At 36.0% G+C, this 19835-nt stretch carries 19 protein-coding genes; 8 read left to right on the forward strand and 11 right to left on the reverse strand.

From position 1 onward, the window contains the following. Positions 1-17 precede the first annotated feature (17 nt). Genes hslO through ND855_RS16235 form a run of 4 tightly spaced genes read left to right on the forward strand, consistent with a single transcriptional unit; the run spans position 18 to position 4222 of the window. On the forward strand, positions 18-872 hold the full coding sequence (hslO, locus tag ND855_RS16220) for an Hsp33 family molecular chaperone HslO (RefSeq protein ID WP_265359190.1): 855 nt from the start codon (positions 18-20) through the stop codon (positions 870-872). Beyond that, entirely contained in the window at positions 869-1327 is a 459-nt protein-coding gene (tsaE, locus tag ND855_RS16225) for a tRNA (adenosine(37)-N6)-threonylcarbamoyltransferase complex ATPase subunit type 1 TsaE (protein ID WP_265359191.1), read from the forward strand. Before hslO ends, tsaE begins: the two co-directional genes overlap by 4 nt. After that, on the forward strand, positions 1324-2025 hold the full coding sequence (tsaB, locus tag ND855_RS16230) for a tRNA (adenosine(37)-N6)-threonylcarbamoyltransferase complex dimerization subunit type 1 TsaB (protein WP_265355707.1): 702 nt from the start codon (positions 1324-1326) through the stop codon (positions 2023-2025). The genes tsaE and tsaB overlap by 4 nt, the downstream gene beginning before the upstream one ends. A 4-nt stretch (positions 2026-2029) precedes the next feature. Next, a complete protein-coding gene (locus ND855_RS16235; protein ID WP_265359192.1) occupies positions 2030-4222 on the forward strand; it encodes a ribonuclease R family protein in 2193 nt (730 codons plus the stop codon). A gap of 19 nt (positions 4223-4241) precedes the next feature. Here ND855_RS16235 and ND855_RS16240 read toward each other — a convergent pair whose 3' ends face one another. Continuing rightward, positions 4242-5936 (reverse strand): alkaline phosphatase family protein, encoded by a 1695-nt coding sequence (locus tag ND855_RS16240; protein ID WP_265359193.1) that lies wholly within the window; start codon positions 5934-5936, stop codon positions 4242-4244. Positions 5937-6000: 64 nt separating this feature from the next. On the opposite strand from ND855_RS16240, the gene ND855_RS16245 reads away from it, so the two are divergent. Next, a complete protein-coding gene (locus tag ND855_RS16245) occupies positions 6001-7005 on the forward strand; it encodes a CapA family protein (RefSeq protein ID WP_265359194.1) in 1005 nt (334 codons plus the stop codon). Here the strand turns inward: ND855_RS16245 and ND855_RS16250 are convergent. Genes ND855_RS16250 through ND855_RS16260 form a run of 3 tightly spaced genes read right to left on the reverse strand, consistent with a single transcriptional unit; the run spans position 6997 to position 8617 of the window. Next, positions 6997-7629 (reverse strand): L-threonylcarbamoyladenylate synthase, encoded by a 633-nt coding sequence (locus ND855_RS16250; RefSeq protein WP_265359195.1) that lies wholly within the window; start codon positions 7627-7629, stop codon positions 6997-6999. The genes ND855_RS16245 and ND855_RS16250 overlap by 9 nt on opposite strands. Positions 7630-7640: 11 nt before the next feature. Continuing rightward, positions 7641-8378 carry an SDR family NAD(P)-dependent oxidoreductase gene (locus ND855_RS16255; RefSeq protein WP_265359196.1) on the reverse strand — a complete coding sequence of 246 codons (738 nt, stop codon included), beginning with the start codon at positions 8376-8378 and terminating at the stop codon, positions 7641-7643. After that, positions 8375-8617, reverse strand: a complete 243-nt coding sequence (locus ND855_RS16260; RefSeq protein ID WP_291876392.1) for a hypothetical protein — start codon at positions 8615-8617, stop codon at positions 8375-8377. Before ND855_RS16260 ends, ND855_RS16255 begins: the two co-directional genes overlap by 4 nt. Positions 8618-8656: 39 nt before the next feature. On the opposite strand from ND855_RS16260, the gene ND855_RS16265 reads away from it, so the two are divergent. After that, complete coding sequence (locus ND855_RS16265; RefSeq protein ID WP_265359198.1) at positions 8657-9232, forward strand: Maf family protein; 576 nt, start codon at positions 8657-8659, stop codon at positions 9230-9232. On the opposite strand, the gene ND855_RS16270 is transcribed toward ND855_RS16265, so the two are convergent. After that, positions 9216-9446, reverse strand: coding sequence for a hypothetical protein (locus ND855_RS16270; protein ID WP_135593246.1), 231 nt, complete (start codon positions 9444-9446; stop codon positions 9216-9218). The two genes, ND855_RS16265 and ND855_RS16270, sit on opposite strands and share 17 nt — an antisense overlap. Before the next feature lie 51 nt (positions 9447-9497). On the opposite strand from ND855_RS16270, the gene holA reads away from it, so the two are divergent. Next, entirely contained in the window at positions 9498-10607 is a 1110-nt protein-coding gene (gene holA, locus ND855_RS16275; protein ID WP_265359199.1) for a DNA polymerase III subunit delta, read from the forward strand. Here the strand turns inward: holA and ND855_RS16280 are convergent. Both ND855_RS16280 and ND855_RS16285 read right to left on the reverse strand, forming a co-directional pair. Continuing rightward, positions 10586-11473 carry a helix-turn-helix domain-containing protein gene (locus ND855_RS16280; RefSeq protein WP_265359200.1) on the reverse strand — a complete coding sequence of 296 codons (888 nt, stop codon included), beginning with the start codon at positions 11471-11473 and terminating at the stop codon, positions 10586-10588. The two genes, holA and ND855_RS16280, sit on opposite strands and share 22 nt — an antisense overlap. After that, positions 11454-13031, reverse strand: coding sequence for an LIC10012 family protein (locus ND855_RS16285; RefSeq protein WP_265359201.1), 1578 nt, complete (start codon positions 13029-13031; stop codon positions 11454-11456). The genes ND855_RS16280 and ND855_RS16285 overlap by 20 nt, the downstream gene beginning before the upstream one ends. Positions 13032-13160: 129 nt before the next feature. On the opposite strand from ND855_RS16285, the gene ND855_RS16290 reads away from it, so the two are divergent. After that, positions 13161-13742 carry a lipoprotein LipL21 gene (locus tag ND855_RS16290; protein WP_100716127.1) on the forward strand — a complete coding sequence of 194 codons (582 nt, stop codon included), beginning with the start codon at positions 13161-13163 and terminating at the stop codon, positions 13740-13742. 130 nt (positions 13743-13872) lie between these two features. On the opposite strand, the gene ND855_RS16295 is transcribed toward ND855_RS16290, so the two are convergent. The 4 genes from ND855_RS16295 to gyrB are packed head-to-tail and all read right to left on the reverse strand — an operon-like array spanning position 13873 to position 19766. Then, positions 13873-14256: a PilZ domain-containing protein gene (locus tag ND855_RS16295; RefSeq protein WP_135593238.1), complete on the reverse strand. Its 384-nt coding sequence runs from the start codon at positions 14254-14256 to the stop codon at positions 13873-13875. A gap of 10 nt (positions 14257-14266) precedes the next feature. After that, positions 14267-15280, reverse strand: a complete 1014-nt coding sequence (locus ND855_RS16300) for a tRNA dihydrouridine synthase (RefSeq protein ID WP_265359202.1) — start codon at positions 15278-15280, stop codon at positions 14267-14269. Between the two features lie 15 nt (positions 15281-15295). Next, on the reverse strand, positions 15296-17827 hold the full coding sequence (gene gyrA / locus ND855_RS16305; protein WP_265359203.1) for a DNA gyrase subunit A: 2532 nt from the start codon (positions 17825-17827) through the stop codon (positions 15296-15298). A 19-nt stretch (positions 17828-17846) separates the two neighbouring features. Beyond that, positions 17847-19766, reverse strand: coding sequence for a DNA topoisomerase (ATP-hydrolyzing) subunit B (gene gyrB, locus ND855_RS16310; RefSeq protein WP_135593232.1), 1920 nt, complete (start codon positions 19764-19766; stop codon positions 17847-17849). Positions 19767-19835 lie beyond the last annotated feature (69 nt).

The raw sequence follows: 19835 nt of genomic DNA on the forward strand, positions 1-19835 counted from the left end.
CCCCTTTCAATCAAATAATGTCTGACCAAGTTATTTTAGGAATCTCCAATACTCATCATTACCGATTTACCATTGTAAATCTAACCGAAACTGCCAAAGAACCAATGTTCCTACATTCTCTTAACAAAGAAATGTCTGTTTTTTTATCCAAAACCATGATGGGAGCCTTATTCCTCGCCGAAATGACGAAGAACCAACAGAAAGTCAGCATCCAATGGAAAGATGAATCCAATAAACAAGCATTAGCTTATAGTGATCGTTATGGAAAAATGAAATCCGTTGCTTATTCGACAACCCATGCGGAAGGGGACATTCGGAATGAATTCATTCTGGGCCAAGGGATCATGAAAGTCATCCGTTGGGACTATGAATCCGATACCTATCAATCCTATACCAATTTAATAGAAGATACGTTTGAAGCAAACTTCATCAAATACCTCACTGAGTCAGAACAAATCCGAGCAATTGTGGGAATGGATGTGGTACCGTTCGACTTTCCAGGAAATGATTTTTCAGCGAAAGGTGTTTTCTTTGAAGCATTGCCAGATGCCACAGAAGAAAGTTTTATTTTTTTACGAAGTAAAATAAATTCACTCATTACAAAGGAAGCGTTTTGGAATCTTGGGATTGATTCGATGTTAGAAGCACTGGAGAAAGAAATTGGTTCTTCTTTGGAAGTTCTCAGTAAAGAGACACCAGAATTCTTATGTGACTGTTCTAGGCATAAAGTTGCTGATATCATTGCATCTCTAGGGGAACAAGAAGCAAATTCTATCATCGATGAGATGGGTAAAATCGAAATTACATGTGAATTTTGTCGAACAGCCTACCAATTTGATTCCTTCGATGTGGAGAAATTTTTTAAGCAATGAAAGCGAATTTTCTCTCATTGAGAGAAACTGAGTTACAACCTGTTTTTTCTACTTTGGACACCATCATCGATTCTTTTCTGATCCAAGGAAAAAAACCTATCCTTCTATTTTCGGGCGAAATGGGTGCGGGAAAAACTACATTCATTCGAGAATGGTTTTCCCGTTATGGAACAAATAGTTCAATCAATTCTCCTACATTTTCACTTTATAATATTTATGATTCGCATAAGATGCGTTTGGTACATTTTGATTTATACAGAATTCATTCTTTGGACGAATTAGAGAATTTGGGATTTGAAGAAATCTGGGGAAAAGAAGATGTAACAGCCATTGAATGGTGGCAAAAGGCCGAACCACTTCTCCCAAAGGAAAATCGAATTTATATCACCATCACATCAGAGAACTTTGAAAATCGATCCTACACCATCGAATGGTCGGCTGAGGAAGTTGTATGAAAATATTGTATTTTGATACAACACAAGATTGGATTCATGTTTTAGTTGGATCCAATGATGGATTTTCGAAAATGAAAATCCATGCCCAGATCATGGAAACCTCACCAAAAGAAGCTTCGTATCGTTTGGTAGAAATGATCCAAAAGGTCCTTACTCAATCCCAAATCAAAAAACCTGATGTCATTTTTGTTCCCCATGGGCCAGGATCCTTTACTGGAATACGAATCACAGTGACGACAGCGAGAGATCTAGGACAATTATGGGAAATACCTGTAATGGGATTCGATACTACTCATATATATCTAATTGGATTACAAAATAACAATTCTCAAATTGAATTCCAGAATCCGAATCAATATACAAACCAAAAATCGATCATTTGTTTAGATGGAAAACAAGGGAAATACTATACAAAGTTTTTTGATGGCGTTTCTTTTAGTGAAACAAAAGACCAAACTCCAGAGGAAATCAGACTCTGGCTCGAAACTGAGAAAATGACACCTAACAATTGGTACTATACAGGAATATTGCCTAGTTTTTATCCAAAAGATGCTATAAAAATTGAAGCGACAAATCTAAATTTATCGTCTATACTGCAGTATAGTTTCGAACAAATGAAACAATCTAAACTTAATGATTATACTTATTTAACGCTCCTTCCCAATTACATCCGTGGGACATATGTAGATCAAAAATGAATTTATGGATACCTATAAAATACAAAGAAAAATCATCGAATACCTAGACCAAAAAGCTGGTAAAGATATCACAAGACAAGAGATCAAAAAAAAATTCACCGAATCAAGTGAATTCAAACGACCCGACCCAAACTCAAAAAAAGTAAAATCTTTTAAACGAAAAGAAAAAGTTCCAAGAAAGGAAATCGAATTTCTCATCGACCAACTTTGTAACCTTCTAGAAGAAGAGGGTTTACTCATCCCAAACAAAAAGTATTTCACTGTTGCGAATCCGTTTCGACTTACTGGTCGAATTTCAATTTCAAGACGTGGTGATGGTTTTATTTCCTTACCTTCCAAAAATGAAATTTTTGTCCCTGGACCACTCACAAACACTGCGATCACAGGTGACAAAGTAGAAGTAATCCCTCTTGGAGTTGGTAAAAAAGATCGTTTAGAAGCAGAAGTAACCAAAGTTTTGAAAAGAGGTCGTATCCTCTACCGAATGAAGGTAAGAGAAAAAACAAACAAATTTGTGTTTGGTAATTTCTTAGATATGTTAGGCGAAGGAAAAGAGGGAGTCTTACATGTTAAGTCTATCTTAAAGGACAGTTTTGATGCCATCAATATCAATGATGTATTGATAGTTAAGCTAAAAGAAGGTGCAGAACCCCAAGACAACCTTTATGATGTAAGTTTTATACGATTTGAATCTGATACAAAAGAAGATTCTGACTTACAAAGGATCTTAATGAAATACAATTATGATCCAGTTCATCCAGATTTTATTCCTTTGGATTTTCCCGAAGAAGTATCAGAGAAAACTGTCACCGATTGGAATAGTCGAACTGACCTACGTGATTTATATGCCGTCACTATCGATGGTATCACAGCAAAGGATTTTGATGATGCTATCAGTTTTGTAGATGAAGGAAATAGACTGCGAGTTTGGATTCATATTGCTGATGTTTCCTATTATGTAGATAAAGGATCAGCTTTAGACAAGGAAGCATATGAAAGAGCAACTTCGGTTTATTTAGCAAACCGTGTGGTTCCAATGTTACCTCCAATTCTTTCAGAAGACCTATGTAGTCTCGTCGCTAATACCAATCGATTGGCGTTCACTGTCGAAATGGAAGCAAGTAAAACTGGTGAAATTTATAATGCAAAATTTTATAAATCTATCATCAAAGTAAAACAACGTTACACCTATGAGATGGCGGAAGAGGAAATCAAAGCCCAAGATCCAAATAATTGGATGTACCAAGTATCCTTATTCACTGATGCACTCCGTAAACAAAGGATGAAAACGGGAAGAATCGATTTAAATCTTCGCGAAACAACTATCACATGGAATGAACGAAAAGAACCAATTGGAATTGAGAATAGAGAGCGACTTACAAGCCATATTCTCATAGAAGAACTCATGTTATCCGCAAACTTAAAGGTGGATGAATTTTTGAGAAAAAAGAAAATTCCAACTCTTCATCGAATTCATGAACCAATGGATGAAGAAAAACTAGAAACATTAAATCATTTTCTCCAACTCAATGGATACAATGTACAAATCCATGATACGAGTTATTCAGAAATCATGAAGGCAGTGAAAGAAATCCAAGACAATTCCGTCGGAAAAATTTTCAATTATCTACTCCTTCGAAGTTTTATGCAGGCGTATTACGGAGCAGATCCACTTGGTCATTGGGGATTGGGATTTAAAGACTATTGCCATTTCACTTCTCCTATCAGACGTTATCCTGATTTAATCGTACATCGAGTTTTACATGCAACGTTACTTGAAGGTGATAAAGAATATTCAGATAGTGAAATTGCTGTTATGGGACTTCATTGTTCTGAAGAAGAGAGACGTGCTGCGGATGCAGAACGAGACATCGTTAAAATCAAATCATTTCGTTATTTAGAATCAACTGGAATTAAAGAATTTAAGGGTTTTATAGTTGGAATAAGACCTTCTCAAATCTTTGTGGAACTTGATATTTCAAATCTTGAGGGTGTTCTAGATAAATCAGAGTTTACTGATGAGTTTGAAGTAGTGATCAAAAATGATTTTTCCTTCTATTCTAAAAAGTATTCAAAAATATTTTTTATAGGAGATCCTGTAACTGTCAGTTTGGACCGCATAGATTTTGAAGAAATCAAAGTATTTTTAAGACTCAAAGACTTCAAAAAGGATGAGCCTACGGTAAAGAAAAAATAATGTTGAAACCGAATGGTTCCTAAAAGGAAACATTCGGTATCTCGTTACGTTTCCAAATTTTCCGAAAAAATTTCCTGTCTTTCACCTTGATTGATAAAATTTTATCAATGATCATATCTTCGCTAATATTGTACTGTTTCATCAAATCTTTGTTTAACGATACTTGTGAATGAGTCACCCATTTGATTAAAGAAACTTTGTTTCTTTCTGATTCAGGTAAAAGTTCATTCACATTAGCAAAAAATGTTTCATGGGTTAAAAAGAGTCCATTGGATATTTCCGGCATTGGAGCTGCACCATGATCAGCCGTAATTAACAAAACAAATTTATCTCCATAGTGTTTTTTTAAAAATTCAAAGATTGTTTCAATTTCTTTATCTGTTGCATGTAAAACTTGTTTTGCTTCATGAGTTTCCCACCCATACAAATGACCAACAGCATCCGTTGCTTTTAATGTTAAATATGCTAAGTCAGTGATTCCATCTGTATGTTTGTTTTGTTTTAATATCGTTTCCTCGATTGTATCTCGAAATAAAGCACCATCCATTTTTACCTGGAATTCAGAAGCTTGGAAATGGTGAATTTTTGAAAGTAAGTCAATTGGATCCTTTGCATCAAAATGTGTCTTGATTGAAGATTTATTTTCTAAATAAAATGAATACAGATTATATTTCTGTGAAGCCAAAGGTAATTGGAACGCATTGGAATAAGTTGACCAAGCTAATTTTTTTGCATCTTGCCAATATACATAATCAGAATCTGGAGTGACTGATTGGTTTGCACTTTCACTTTGTTTGTATTCTTTACCGTGCCCAGCCATTCCAACAGCAGCACGATTCGCATAACACTGGCTAATAATGACTGGAAGATTATTCTGAGATAGATCCCACTCATCAGAAAAACTCGCAGATTGTAATTCGCTTAAATCAAAGTTTTTATCCATTCCTTGGTAAACTGGTCGATGATTCACTTTGCCATCAACATAAGTATAAATTTCATTTGAGAAAATCTTTGCGTCTTTTGGAAATGTACCAGTACCAATTGCCATATGTCCTACGGCAGTATGAGATTCTAAATGAATGACTTTTCCCTTTTTAAAATAAGCAGAGTTTGAGGACAATGATTCTAAAAATGGATACGCACCTTTGTGTGCTTTATAAAGTTGTCTCCCTCCTTGGTCTACGACGATTGTAACAATGATTTCTGGTTTTACATCTGTATTTTTAAAAATCTTATTAAAAGCATGTAAAGGTATCTGATTTATAAATTTATAATTTAAGATTTTTGCATAAATAGCTGGAATGTGTTGTTGGAAAATTTCATCTGAATACACTCCATTTTCAAACCATTTTGGTCCATAAATCCAAATGGGAATTTCTGTATCATAAGAGTATTGTGTATAATGAGAAGTGTAATTGACTTCCTTTGAAAAATGTTCATCCTCAGTTTCCAAATTCCAATCAGAATTGAGCTGCTCCCATGATAGTTCATTTTCTGCTAAGATATTTTTGATTTCTTCTTTAGAATAATGTGAAAGAGTGATTGCGTCTCTTGCTTCCCTATCAAATATATTAAACGGATAAGGTGCAAGAATCAGATCGGTATCTGGTTGCATGGAAACAAATGCTGCGCGTTTATAGTCCTGTTCCCATTTACAACTAGTTAGTATAAAATAAATTCCAATGGCAAATAAGATAAATAATTTTTCTTTCATACTATTATTCACAGTTTCATTCCTTTCTTGCTACACTCTTCCAGATTTTACGCCCATTCGGCAAGTGAGAATTAAATTTGTCGGTGATCTAATGTGCCATTCTTCTCAGATCTCTTCTTATCTTGATGTGAAAACAAAAACATATGATTCCTTTAAAAGTTTCGAATATGTTGCAGAATCTTTACAAAATGCAAATCTAACATTTGGAAATTTAGAAACAACTATTACAGAAAAATCAAATGAATATTCAGGTTATCCAAGATTTGGAACTCCTGTTGGATATTTGAAAGGTTTAGAAAAATCTGGTTTTGATATTTTATCTACTTCAAATAACCACTCAGCTGATAAAGGATCTTACGGAATCGACACAACAATCCAGAAAGTAACTGAGTATAATATGATTCCAATTGGTTCTTATGTTTCTCTTGATGATTTCCAAAGACGCAAAGATTTAATTCAGGAAGTAAATGGAATTAAAATTGCAGTCTACAACTATACCTATTCTACAAATGGAATTCCTGTTCGTGATGGCCGCATTGTCCGCATCCTAAATGAAGATCAAATTCGAACTGATATAAAATACGCAAAAGAAAAGGGAGTTCATTTTATCATCTTATGGTATCACTATGGTAATGAGTATGAAGAGAATCCAAGCCTTTCACAACAAAAATGGGTTAATATTGGAATCGATGCTGGAGCAGATATTATCATTGGAGGCCATCCTCATGTTGTACAGAAATTAGATTTTTACCGAGATGTAAACTCGAATGAGGATAAACTAATCGCCTATTCCTTAGGAAACTTCCTTTCAGCGCAGAACAGACTATATACGGATGGAGGAATTATTTTATCATTTGTATTGGAAATTGGAGATCAAAATCAAAAAAGAATATTCAATGTAGAAAGTGAACCTGTATGGGTAAATCCACGAGACTATAAAATTATTCCGATCATCAAATACAGAAATTCTGGATTACCAACAAAATTACCGAAACATCTAGAGAAAAGAATGTATGAATTTGAATCTCACATTCGGAAAATTCCTGGATTAGGAATTGCTTCATTCTAAATTTTGAATTTCGTTTTCAATTTGTCCATATCCCTTACCAGCCCGAATCAATTCTATTGAATCATCATTAATTTGGATCATGGTGGATAACTCTGTTTTTACAATTCCCCCATCCACAATTCCTTCAACGAGATTGCCATAGATTGAATCTAGATCATCTATATCAATTATGAATTCATCATTGCTAAAAGCCGACGTTGAGGTAAGAGGAGAATCATGAATCTTTAAGAGCTCTTGTAAATATATATGATCTGGAATACGAATGCCAATCTGTTTATCTTTATGATGGGCAATGGAGGGTTTTGGTAAATTCTTATTCGCTTTTAATACGAATGTAAATGGACCAGGAGTTACACGTTTCATAAAACGATAAGCAGAGTTAGGCAAATATTCGATAAAATGGGATGCCATTGAAATATCTTTGCATAAGAGGGAAAGAGGTTTATCTTTTGGTAATTTTTTGATCGAATAAATTTTTTCCACTGCTGTCTTTGAATGAGCATCTGCAATGATCGCATAAACTGTATCTGTAGGAAAAATATAAATCGCTCCATCCTTCAACCTTTCTGAAATTTGTTTGAGTTTGCGAACTTCAGGATTTTCTGGATGGAGATAAATGATCATAGAAAATTCTGCTATTGAGCAGTTAATCCTCCATCAAGGACAATGCACTGTCCTGTCATATAGGAAGAAGAGTCTGAAGCTAGATAAATAGCAGCACCTAAAATATCTTCTGGTTTTCCAAGTCTACCCATAGGAATTCCAGCTAACACTTGTTTCATAATAAATTCTTTATCCTTAATCATGTCTGTCATATCAGTATCGATGAGACCTGGGCAAATCACATTGACTCGATATCCATTATTACACCACTCTATTGCCAGTGCTTTTGATAATGTGATAACAGCTCCTTTTGTTCCTGAATATACAGAAGCGAGTTTACTCCCAACCATTCCTAGGACAGATGCAACATTGATGATATTTCCACCTTCTTTTTTATGATGTTTGTAATACGCTTGGCAATTTCTGAAAACGCCAACATAATTAGTTTGGACTATGTTTTGTAATTCATCCTCTTTAAAACCAGATGCGGGTGTATTTGTTGCGATACCTGCATTATTGATTAAGGTATCCAATCTGCCATGTTTGGCTTTTATTTGACCTATGACTTCGTAGGCAGAACCTTCACTTCTCACATCTAAGACAACACCATGGATCCCTTCTTTTTCCATCCAATTGATTGATTCTGGTTTGGAACCAGCACCATAAACAATGGCTCCAGCGTCACGAAATCCTAGCGCTAATGATTTACCAATACCACGGCTTGCACCTGTAATTAAAATTGTTTTACCTTTTACATCAAATAAACTCATTTTACCTCATGATTGGATGGATAACATTCGCTAGCTTGTGGCTTTGTATCTTCCATTAGTTTTTTGTAGTCTAGTGTATTATCATCTTTTACTAAATCCCTTCGAATATAATGGGTTCCCTTTTCATAATAATCTGCGATGGGATTACAATCTTGGATGTCTTCTGAATAACCCCGCTTACAACCAATTACTAAAACGAATGCCACTATAAGAAGTGTAAAAAATCTTGGACTCACCATGGACTAACTAAACAATATCCCATAAGGAATAGCAAGAAATTGTTTATTTTAAAATCGGCATCACCTAGAAGAAAACAAATCCTCTCTGATTTGGGTATTTTATTCCTCATCCAACCCGAACACATAGATGAATCTCAATATGAAAACGAAAATCCACTACAATATTTAGAACGAATGGTTCACTCTAAACTGGGATACCAATTTGAACCAAACAATCTTTATTTGGCATGTGATACGATTGTTGTCTATAAAAACGAGATTCTCCACAAACCAGTGGATGAATCAGATGCCTTTCGAATTCTAAAATACCTTTCAGGAAAAGAACATTCCGTCTTTTCGGGTGCTGTTCTTAAGCATAGTTCTGGAGCTAATTTTTTCTTCGAAGAGACCTTAATCCAATTTAAAGATTGGAAAGAATCGGAAATTGAAACCTATATTAAAGATTACAAACCATTTGATAAAGCTGGTTCTTACGGAATTCAGGATAAAAATGGACCCGTAAAAATGTGGAAAGGATCTTATCTTAACGTGTTAGGATTTCCATTTCGCAGTTTTTTGGCACGCCACGAACTTTGGATCCATTCGTGGGAAGCTGGGTTTAAGCGTAAAGATTGACTAGGTTTCCAGGTTTGTAACTGGCTTTGGCTTCTGGAGTGGATTGGATTTCCTGAGCTTGATTTTTGGTTTCGGAATTTGGAAATTTTGGCTGGTAGGAGCGGGATTGGATCGCTTCCACTTGTTCCACTGCTTGCGTGTTGTATGTAGGAGAAACATACATATACGGTTCTCCTAATCCTGAAACTCTTGCCACATTACTTGAGATTTCCATAGTATGATTATCGCCTCAGTCCTGTTGTTAGATTAGACCAGATTCAAGAAAATGGAAACAAAAAAATCCCAAGCAAGAGAATATAACTCCCTTTTCCAATTATTTAAGACTCCCGGAGCTCAAATTCCTCAATTCTTTGCCTATGCAGGCGAGGATTCATACGAGTTCGAACTGATAGTGGAACTCTACAGGGAAACATTGCAAAAAACTTTGGGTGATTTTGAAGTCATTTTGATTGTATCGGAATCAGGCGAACAGGCCAAATTATTTGCAGAACTTTTTACTCCCGATATGTTTTACCCAAGAAAACTAATCATCATCAAAAATGCCACTGCTCTTTTCAAACCCATATTGGATGCCAAAACTACAAATGATTGGAAAGACTTTGCTTCTGGTTTTCGAAAAAATATCACTTCGGTTTCCGATGAAATTTACGCTCTCATCCATTATGACGGAAAGGATGTACCTAAAAGTTTAATCGATTTGTTCCAGGGAACTTTGAGTTTTTTTAAAACAAAAATTCTATACCCAAATGATTACCCAAAAATTTTTAAAGAAGTCTGTGAACAAGAGCAAGTTCATTTTGAACAAAACGCAAGCGAAGAATTTATACATAGAATTCCAGCAAATGTTGGCGCTTACATCAAAAGTGTAAAAAAATTAAAACAGTACTTACATCGATCTAAATTCACGCTCGATGATGTGAATACAGTGTTATTCAGTCAAAATGAATTGAATACCACTGTATTAGTTGAGTCTTTGATTCAAAAAAGGAAGGTCGATTTTTTTAAGGAGTTCACGAAGTTCAGTGATCAAAATTCTGAAATATTAAACTTTTTAACAAGGCTTACATATAAGTTGGATGAGATCCGAAAAATTAAAGTGATCCGTTCAAGGCATAACGGAGAAGTTCCAATTCCTATTATGGATGAACTTTTAAAAACTGCTAGTTTTTCAGAAGCGAGAAAAAATTTCGTAAGGCGTCAATTGGTATCAGACTCTGCCAATTTTACAGATAAATTATTGGACCAATTTTATGATATTGTGATTGAGATGAATATAAAATTTAAATCAGGTTTGAGAGATGAAGAAGGTAAAAACTATTTCATTCAAAAAATCATGCATTTGTTTTCTATCCTTCAGGATAAATCTTCTAATTGAAATTCATGTAATTTTCGATACAAGTTACGCTCTGATATTCCCAAAAGTTTCGCTGCCTTTTCTCGGTTACCTTTTGTATAAATTAAGTTAGCTTTTATGATCTCCTTCTCATATTGCTCCAGACTGATGCCAGGTAAGATATTCAAATCAGATAATGAATTTTCGAAGAAGTGAGGTGGAATCTGTTTCCAATGGAGTTGTTTTCCGGAAGAAAATCCAACCAAAGCAAAGATGAGATCCTTTAATTCCGTATAATTCCGGTTAAATATTTTGTTTTTGAAAAAGACAAAAAAATCTTCATCTAAAGTTGAAATTTTTTTATTGAGACTTTGATTCGCTTCAGACAGAAACTCATAAACGAATAATGGTAGTTCCGAAACTCTTTTTTTTAAATTAGGTAATTCAAAACGAAATGATTTAAACTGTTCATAAAAATCAGAATATATATTCTTTTGATTTAGGATTTCCATTTCTTCCGAATGAATTTCCCAATACATATATACTTTTGATTTTTCGTTATATTTTTCATCTTTCCACCACTGTTGTAACAATATAATCTCTTCTTTTTTGGCTTTTGTTAACCAATCTAATACAACCGTTATGTTCTGTTTCGAAGACTTTATTTTATCTAAGTTTTGTTCAAATGAAAACGAATAGGAAAAATCAAAGGAGATAATAGAAGAATCAGGAATATTTCTTTTTTCTAAACTTCTTTCAATCCAAAATGATTTACCGATTCCTCTGTCCCCAACGATTAAGATAGGCAATGTAGAGTTCGAAATTTCTAACCATTGTTTTTTGATTTTTTCAATGTCAGAACCTTTCGTTATCCACTCTAGGTTTACCTTACCTTTTTTTAATGACACTCACTGTTCCTTGTAGATATCCATTAAATTCTCTAATTTTATTTACATCTAAAAACTTCTTTGCCTGTGAAGGTTTGACCATCAAAGTTTTCGGATAAGAATAATTTGTTTTTAACAAGTTAGTTTCTGCTGGGACATTTTTAATCCCCCAAGTTGATAATGGGTCCAATACAAAGGTAGTTTGGATTAGGTATTCCTTTCCCTTAGATACTTGCACATCATAAGGTAGTTGGATCCAAATGGCTTCTCCTTTTGACTCAACAAGTACCGTTTGGAACCTATCCTTTTCTAACAACTCAGAGTTAGATTCCGTTCTTAATATGGATTCTAAATCAGTTTTAATTTCTTCCTTTTCCAATACTCTTTTATCACTGATTTTTTCATACGCCATATAAAGATTATAAGGTGAAACTACATCCACGGCAGCTCTTACGAGGGAAGCATCGTATTTTTTGATATTGTTTTGATTCCATTGGAATGGGAATTGTAACTCTTCTTGCGATGAATATACATTAAATTGATTTAAGTATAAGTATTCATATCCATCTTGTGTTCCAATTTTTTGGTAGTCTGTAATGCCAACAACTCTGGAATTACTTGCTTTCCCTATCCTTTGTAATTCACGAATAGTAGAAAGATCTGAATGATTTGGAATTAAAATGATTGGTTCGATTTCCATATGACGAAGATCATTGAGTGCCATAATGATAGAACCCGATTTGTCTTTTACACTCGAGGAAAGTAAAAGGAACAATTTTCTAGATTCCTTCTTACCAGTGGAAAACTTACCTTTCAAACTTTGTAATGCTCCTAAAACTGATTCAGATTGGTTTGAACCTTGCCACCCAGTTTCTTCCATTATTTTTTTAATTTCAGCATGTTCTTTGGTAGGAGGTATAGTGAGGGTTTTGTCTTTTTTCACTAATGTAACACCCAAGTACAAACCATCTTGGTCATACATCGAGTTCAAACTTTTGACTATGTCTTTTTTATAATAAGCATAAGAAGAATGGACATCGATGAATAAATTGATTTCGTAATAAATTGGATTTTTACTTTTTTTCTCATAATAACGCGGAGGTAAAAATCGAAAACTTTTTTCGTTATGTTTTTCATACGCCATTACAAAATTCGAAATTAATTTAGATTGGATGATTTGTTTTGATAAATTTTTACAATTGAATATGACCGTTTTGACTAGGATTGGATTTCCAAAGTCAATCTGATCCTGGACAACAAAATGAGAATCCCATTCGTTACAATAGGAATTAAAGTCCTGATCTTTCAGATCCGCTTCCTCATTCCATTCGGTTTCATTCAGATAATTTTCTATTAGTTTTGGATCTGTGATTTCAGTAAAAAAATTTCGTTTTAAATAATGTCGCGAAAGACGGGACAATTCAAAACCAGCCTCTCGTTTTGAGCCGAGAACAGGTGGTACTTCTCCCGAAATATAAGCAGGCAGGATAGAAATTTCTTTCGCATAAACATTTTTAGGGAAGAACGCAAAAAAAATAAGCAACGATGCAATAACATGCAAAGATAGGAATCGAGACATAAAATTAGAATTGGTCTATTGTGAGAAAATGTAAATCTTTATCCTACAAGTGAGATTCGTTTTCTTTGATAAAAGATTGACAAGTGTTATGAATCAGATCAAATTCTTCGGAAAAGGAGTAGATTCTTTATGAAGAAATCACTTATCGTATGTGCCTCTCTAATCGCATTTGTTGTATCTTGCGGATCCAATGATGGAGGCAGAAGAGACGCTACGACCGTAGGTAAAAATGGTTGGATTTTTGAAGGTTGGGCTTGTGCCCCAGACGCGGCGGCTGCAAAACGTGGTCAAAGCCCTGCTGAGTACTGCAAAGGAAAAGAAAAAGAGTTCGATTATCTTTACATGAAATTTTCTGCACGTGCATCTGACAAAGCAATCAAAGCTAATTCAGTAGCGATGAAACAATCCACTTGCCGTGAAGCAGCTCGTTTACAAGTTGCTGGTGATGGTTTGAAAAAAATCTTAGGTGAATACTTAGAACAAGCTTCTGGTGTGTCCGATGGTCAATCTACTGGTTCTGTAATCGTATCTGAATCAAAAGGTATTATCAAAGGTGTTGGAGTTTATGACTGCTGCTCTCTAAACAATGAAACAGGAATCTGCGCAAACGTAGGTGAGCCTGAGACTTGGGAAGAATGTCAGTGTGTTGGTTACCTCAGATATGCAGGTGGACAAAAAGCTCTCGAAGCAAAAGCAACTGCTGCTCAGTAATCTGACAATAGCGCTTTGTTACGAAAAAGCCTCCCTTAAAGGAGGCTTTTTTTATGCTCTGATCACCTGATCAATATTGATTCTTTCGAAAAGAGACTAGATAAACTAGCCGATAGAAAAAGTTTCTATTTTACTTTTTCACTTTTGGATCGAAGTAATGTTTATGTATAAACTCTTGTACTACCTTGTGTTCTGAAGCTGCAAGTGGTTTAAAGATGACTGATGTTGTTTTCCCTGCGGTTCTATGAACAGTACCTAAAATTTCTAATGGGTTTTGGTTGAGTGAAAATTGAATTTTGACTTGGTCACCTTCATAAAAGATTGCTGTTGTTTGGAAAGCAAGTCCACCTGTTCCCAAATCAGAAAGGTGTCCAGACACTGGGCCCGACTTTGTTTTTACTAACTCAACGGTACATGGAACATCTAGTTTCACTCGAGCATCTTTTCTTTTTTGTTTTGCTCCGCCATATTTACTATAACTATCGGAGAATATCGATTGTTTTGAATCTGCCATTTCAGGTTCCTTATACAAGACTTACAAACGTTTCACAGTTTATATTCTCGTTTTTGTTTTCGCTTGTTTCCAAAATTTTAGAATCCATTTGAACGGATTCTAATCTATCTTTAAATTCATCCACAGAAGTAACTGACAGCAGTTCTCTTTTTGTATCTTCCGGGAATTCTGTATTTTCTATATATTTTATAAAATGTTTTCTAAATAAAATTAACGCATAATCTTCATTTGATGGATAAAAGTCCAACATCAAATCGAGGTGTTCAAGGATCACTGATTGAATTTCGATCCATGGAACCAATAGTTTTGGAAGATTGCCAAAAACCCAAGGATTACCAATTGCCTTTCTACCGATGAGAACCAAATCCACACCAAATTGTTTCTTTTTTTCAATCGCTTCCGCATACGTTTTCACATCACCATTCCCATAAATTGGTACTTTGGCACGTGATTTGATTTCACCAATTGCATTCCAATCTGCAAAACCAGTATATGCCATGGCCTTTGTCCTTCCATGTACAGAGATTGCAGAAACTCCAGAACCTTCTAATACTTTGACTGTTTCTAGATAATTTAAAGAATTAGAATCCCATCCCAATCGAATTTTAGCAGTCACAGGAAGACCGGTTCTATTTCGAATCCCTTCGATCATAGCACCCGCCAAACGAACATTTTTTAAAAGACCTGCACCAGATCCATTATGAGATACTTTCGCCACAGAACATCCCATGTTCAAATCGATGATATCCGGTTTTCGTTCTGCTGCAATTTCAGAAGCATTTACAACTGTATCTAAATCAGAACCAAAAATTTGGAAAACAAGTGGCCTTTCCATTTCTTGGTATCGAAACATATCCAAAGACTTTACATTTCCGATTTTAATTTGTTCTGTTGATACAAACTCGGTATAAGAAAATGCAGAACCAAACCTTCTTGTAATTTGGCGGTAAGGGCTATCGGAAATGCCAGCCATTGGTGATAAAGCTACATCACCTTTGATAGTTACATTTCCAATCCTTACCATATTACAAATTCCTAATTACGATTCCGCTTGTTCCGAATCCGTTTCTCGAACAACGGCAAAGTCTTTTACAAAATCTTCATCCTTTGTATTTACAACTTTCACTCCCATAGCAGATCTACCTACCATGGAAATTGTTTTCACTTCGACTCGAATTGCCATACCCGATTGTGTGATCACAAGTAATTCATCTTCTTCTTTCACGGAAGAGATACCAACAGCTCTTCCATTTTTTTCGCCAATTTTGAGGTAAGTCATACCTTTTCCACCGCGACCTTTGGTAGAAAATTCTTCAAAGTCAGTGCGTTTACCAAATCCATTTTCTGAAATACAGAATAAATGAGTATTAGGTTCTACCTTTGTAATCCCTGCAATGGCATCATCCTCTTCCAACTTCATAGCTGTGACACCAGATGCAGTTCGACCTTGGGAGCGGAGTTCATTTAAATTCATTCGAATTGCGAGCCCATTTTTACTACCAATAAACACATCGTAGTTGTTTGGATTGGCAATCACATCAATGAGTTCGTCACCATCTCGAAGTCCAATAGCAATGATTCCTGATTTTTTGGTATTTGTAAATTCATCCAATTGAATTTTTTTCACAAATCCTTCTTTGGTGACCATAAGAAGATACGAGTCATCAAAGTTTCTGAAGGTAAATAACGAAGTGATCGTTTCATCATCATTGAGGTTGATCACAGCCTTTAATGATTTTCCACGTGCTTCTTTTGAACCGATCGGCAATTCATAAACTTTGAGTAAGAAGGCTCTTCCCTTATTGGAAAATAACATCAAGTTATCATGAGTCATCGCACTACTTAGTTTTTTAACAAAGTCTTCTCTTTTAGTTGAGATTCCTTGTACTCCCTTTCCACCACGTTTTTGACGGCGGAAGGTATCCATTGGAAGGCGTTTGATGAACATATCTTCAGAAAGTTGGACAACCACTTCTTCATCTGCAATCAAATCTTCTGCATTAAATGTAGAAGATTCCAAAGACTCTAAACTGATTTCTGTAGAGCGCGTATTCCCAAAGGATTGAGATACTTTTCCAAGTTCATCACATATGATTGATTTTACTCGTTCTGGTTTTGCCAAAATGTCTTCTAGATCTGCAATGAGGAGTCTCACTTGTTCTAATTCATCAATGATTTTTTGAACTTCTAATGATGTTAGTCTTTGCAGACGCATCTCTAAAATCGCATCCGCTTGTAATTCAGATAAAGCAAACGTAGACATGAGGGAACTTTGTGCTTCTTTTACATCCTTTGAAGCACGAATGATACGGATTACTTCATCTATATTCTCTAAAGCAATCCTGAGTCCTTCTAAGATGTGAGCTCTTTTTTGTGCTTTATCTAAATCAAATTCAGTTCGTCTAACAACAACTTCACGCCTGTGCTCTGCATATGATTTTAGAATTTCTTTTAAGGAGAAAATTTTGGGACGATTGTCCAAAATCGCAAGCATCGTGATTCCATAACTTACTTGTAGTTGTGTTAACTTGAACAATTGGTTTAGGATTACTTGTGCGTTTGCGTCTTTTTTAACATGTATTTCTACACGAATCCCCTTTCGATCAGAAAGGTCTAAAATTTCAGAAATCCCTTCGATCAGTTTTTCATTCACTAGATCACCGATTTTTTCAAGAAGGTTCTTCTTATTTACCTGATAAGGAATTTCATGAATGACGATGATTTCGCGTCCTTTGTTATTTTCAATGATCTCCACTTTGGAGCGAATTCGAATCGACCCTTTTCCTGTCGCATAGGCTTGGTACAAACCTTCTCCACCGATGATGATACCACCTGTAGGGAAATCAGGGCCCGGTAAAATCTTCATGAGCTCAGGTAGAGTGATATCCGGATTTTGAATCATCGCAATAACTGCGTTGACCGCTTCTTTCAGGTTATGTGGTGGGATATTGGTTGCCATCCCCACAGCAATCCCTGTTGAGCCATTGACTAAAATATTAGGAAAGTTTGCTGGTAATACGTCTGGTTGTTGTCTCGTATCATCGAAGTTAGGTGAAAAACTAACTGTATTTTTTTCGATATCTTTGAGTAATTCTTCCGCAAGTTTTGTGAGTCGTGCTTCAGTATAACGATAAGCCGCCGCATTGTCCCCATCGACAGATCCAAAGTTACCTTGACCATCAATCAATGTTTCTCGCATGGAGAATGTTTGTGCCATACGGACCATGGTTTCATAAACAGCGGAGTCACCATGTGGGTGATAGTTACCAATCACTTCCCCGACAATTTTTGCAGATTTTACATAAGGTCTATCGGAACGCCATGCCCTTTCATTCATCGCATGAAGGACACGTCTATGTACTGGTTTCAAACCATCACGTACATCTGGTAAAGCTCGACCTACGATAACACTCATCGCATAATCAAGGTAAGCTTCCTTCATTTGGTCTTCGATTTCAACCGGAATGACCCTGACACCAGCTTTTAAGGCACCGGCTACGTCTGGTCTACCGGATAAATTGAGTGCTAAGGTTTTGTTTGATTCGTTTTCTTGGCCGTTTTGTTCGGTCATTTGATTTTCCTAATTCCGATTAAAGATCTAAATTTGCTACTTTGTAGGAGTTTGCTTCGATAAAACGACGACGAGGTGAAACTTCATCACCCATCAGAATATTGAAGGTATCTTCTGCTTCCACAAAGTCTTGTAGTTTTACTTGTAACATAACACGTTCTTTTGGATCCATAGTGGTATCCCAAAGTTGTTCAGGGTTCATCTCTCCAAGTCCTTTGTATCGTTGGATCACAACTTTATCATTGGGTCTTGATTTTAAGATTTCATCTTTTTCGCGGTCTGAATACACATACACCGCCTCTTTTCCAAACTTCAATAGATACAACGGAGGTTGTGCTACGAAGAGAGATCCTTGTTCGATGATTGGTTTCATATAACGAAAGAAAAACGTTAATAACAAAGTTCGAATATGAGAGCCGTCCACGTCGGCATCTGTCATGATGATGATTTTTCGATAACGGAGTTTTTCTACATTAAACTCATCATCACCGATTCCGGTTCCCATAACAGTGATTAGGGTGCGAATTTCTTCATTCGAAAGGATTTTATCCAAACGAGCTTTTTCAACGTTTAGGATTTTACCTTTGAGTGGAAGGATCGCTTGTGTATTCCGATCTCGTCCTTGTTTAGCAGATCCACCCGCAGAGTCCCCCTCCACAAGGAATAGTTCGCAATGTTCGGGATCTTTTTCGGAACAGTCAGCAAGTTTCCCAGGAAGGCCACCACCTTCTAACACTGTCTTACGACGGGTAAGGTCACGTGCGCGTCTTGCCGCTTCTCTTGCTTTTGATGCTAAGATACATTTTTCGAGAATTTTTTTGATGACCGCAGGGTTTTCCTCAAAGTAACGATTAAGTCCTTCACCTGTGATGGTTTGCATTAAACCTTTCACTTCAGCATTCACTAACTTTTCTTTTGTTTGTGAGTTAAACTGAGGTTGCGGAATTTTAATGGAGATCACAGCACATATCCCTTCTTTAATGTCATCACCTTGCAAACCATTAGGTTGTTTTTTGAATAAGGTTTGGTCTTTCTTTAGATGATCGTTGAGTGTTCTTGTAAGTGCTGTTCTAAAACCTTCTAAGTGTGTTCCACCTAAGTTGTTATTAATGGCATTGGTAAAACAGAAAATATTTTCACTATATGTGTCGCAGTATTGAAGAGCGATTTCTGCCCAAACGTTTTCTTTTTCACCGACAAAGTGTAATACTTTATGTAGTGGGTGTTTTGATTCTGTAATGTATTCCACAAAGGAAACAATTCCACCATCAAACTTAAATTCGTGTTTAGCAATTTCTTCTTTTCTTTGGTCTTCAATGCGAATGAGAAGTCCTTTATTTAAAAAAGCAATTTCTCTAAACCTGGCAGAAAGAGTATCAAAAGAAAAATCAACAGTCGTAAAGATGGTATCATCTGGTTTAAAGCGAACGACTGTTCCGCGGTGTGTTGTTTCGCCGATGATTTTAACATCTTCAATGGGTACCCCTGCTTGGTATTTTTGGTAATGGAGTTTTCCTTCTTGGTGAACTTCCACTTCCAAATACGTTGAGAGTGCATTGACAACGGAAACCCCAACCCCGTGTAATCCTCCCGATACTTTATACGCATCGTTTTCAAACTTACCACCAGCATGTAAAATGGTAAGAACGACTTCAATGGTCGACTTACCTTTGTCTGGGTGAATGCCAGTCGGAATACCTCGTCCATTGTCTCGGACTTCAATGATATTTTCTGGTAAAATACGAACGTCAATTTCACTACAATGGCCAGCCATTGCTTCGTCCACGGAGTTGTCCACGACCTCATACACCATCTTATGGAGGCCTGACTCATCTTGGGTTCCGATGTACATTCCGGGACGTTTCCGGACCGCCTCTAGACCCTCTAGGATCTTGATTTTTGAGGCTGAATAGGCGTTTTGATCGGTTTGGTTGGACATAGAATTTTAAGATACCCTATAGGAAGTATCCTAGAAACACTCTCGAAGGGCAAGTGAAATCGGGGGGAA

The sequence above is a fragment of the Leptospira paudalimensis genome, assembly GCF_026151345.1.
Taxonomy (GTDB): domain Bacteria; phylum Spirochaetota; class Leptospiria; order Leptospirales; family Leptospiraceae; genus Leptospira_A; species Leptospira_A paudalimensis.

Bases quoted from the DNA above. Each gene is read 5' to 3' on its own strand.
- hslO (WP_265359190.1), top strand. From the start codon at position 18: ATGTCTGACCAAGTTATTTTAGGAATCTCCAATACTCATCATTACCGA.
- tsaE (WP_265359191.1), top strand. From the start codon at position 869: ATGAAAGCGAATTTTCTCTCATTGAGAGAAACTGAGTTACAACCTGTT.
- tsaB (WP_265355707.1), top strand. From the start codon at position 1,324: ATGAAAATATTGTATTTTGATACAACACAAGATTGGATTCATGTTTTA.
- ND855_RS16235 (WP_265359192.1), top strand. From the start codon at position 2,030: ATGGATACCTATAAAATACAAAGAAAAATCATCGAATACCTAGACCAA.
- ND855_RS16240 (WP_265359193.1), bottom strand. From the start codon at position 5,936: ATGAAAGAAAAATTATTTATCTTATTTGCCATTGGAATTTATTTTATA.
- ND855_RS16250 (WP_265359195.1), bottom strand. From the start codon at position 7,629: ATGATCATTTATCTCCATCCAGAAAATCCTGAAGTTCGCAAACTCAAA.
- ND855_RS16255 (WP_265359196.1), bottom strand. From the start codon at position 8,378: ATGAGTTTATTTGATGTAAAAGGTAAAACAATTTTAATTACAGGTGCA.
- ND855_RS16260 (WP_291876392.1), bottom strand. From the start codon at position 8,617: ATGGTGAGTCCAAGATTTTTTACACTTCTTATAGTGGCATTCGTTTTA.
- ND855_RS16270 (WP_135593246.1), bottom strand. From the start codon at position 9,446: ATGGAAATCTCAAGTAATGTGGCAAGAGTTTCAGGATTAGGAGAACCG.
- holA (WP_265359199.1), top strand. From the start codon at position 9,498: ATGGAAACAAAAAAATCCCAAGCAAGAGAATATAACTCCCTTTTCCAA.
- ND855_RS16285 (WP_265359201.1), bottom strand. From the start codon at position 13,031: ATGTCTCGATTCCTATCTTTGCATGTTATTGCATCGTTGCTTATTTTT.
- ND855_RS16290 (WP_100716127.1), top strand. From the start codon at position 13,161: ATGAAGAAATCACTTATCGTATGTGCCTCTCTAATCGCATTTGTTGTA.
- ND855_RS16295 (WP_135593238.1), bottom strand. From the start codon at position 14,256: ATGGCAGATTCAAAACAATCGATATTCTCCGATAGTTATAGTAAATAT.
- ND855_RS16300 (WP_265359202.1), bottom strand. From the start codon at position 15,280: ATGGTAAGGATTGGAAATGTAACTATCAAAGGTGATGTAGCTTTATCA.
- gyrA (WP_265359203.1), bottom strand. From the start codon at position 17,827: ATGACCGAACAAAACGGCCAAGAAAACGAATCAAACAAAACCTTAGCA.
- gyrB (WP_135593232.1), bottom strand. From the start codon at position 19,766: ATGTCCAACCAAACCGATCAAAACGCCTATTCAGCCTCAAAAATCAAG.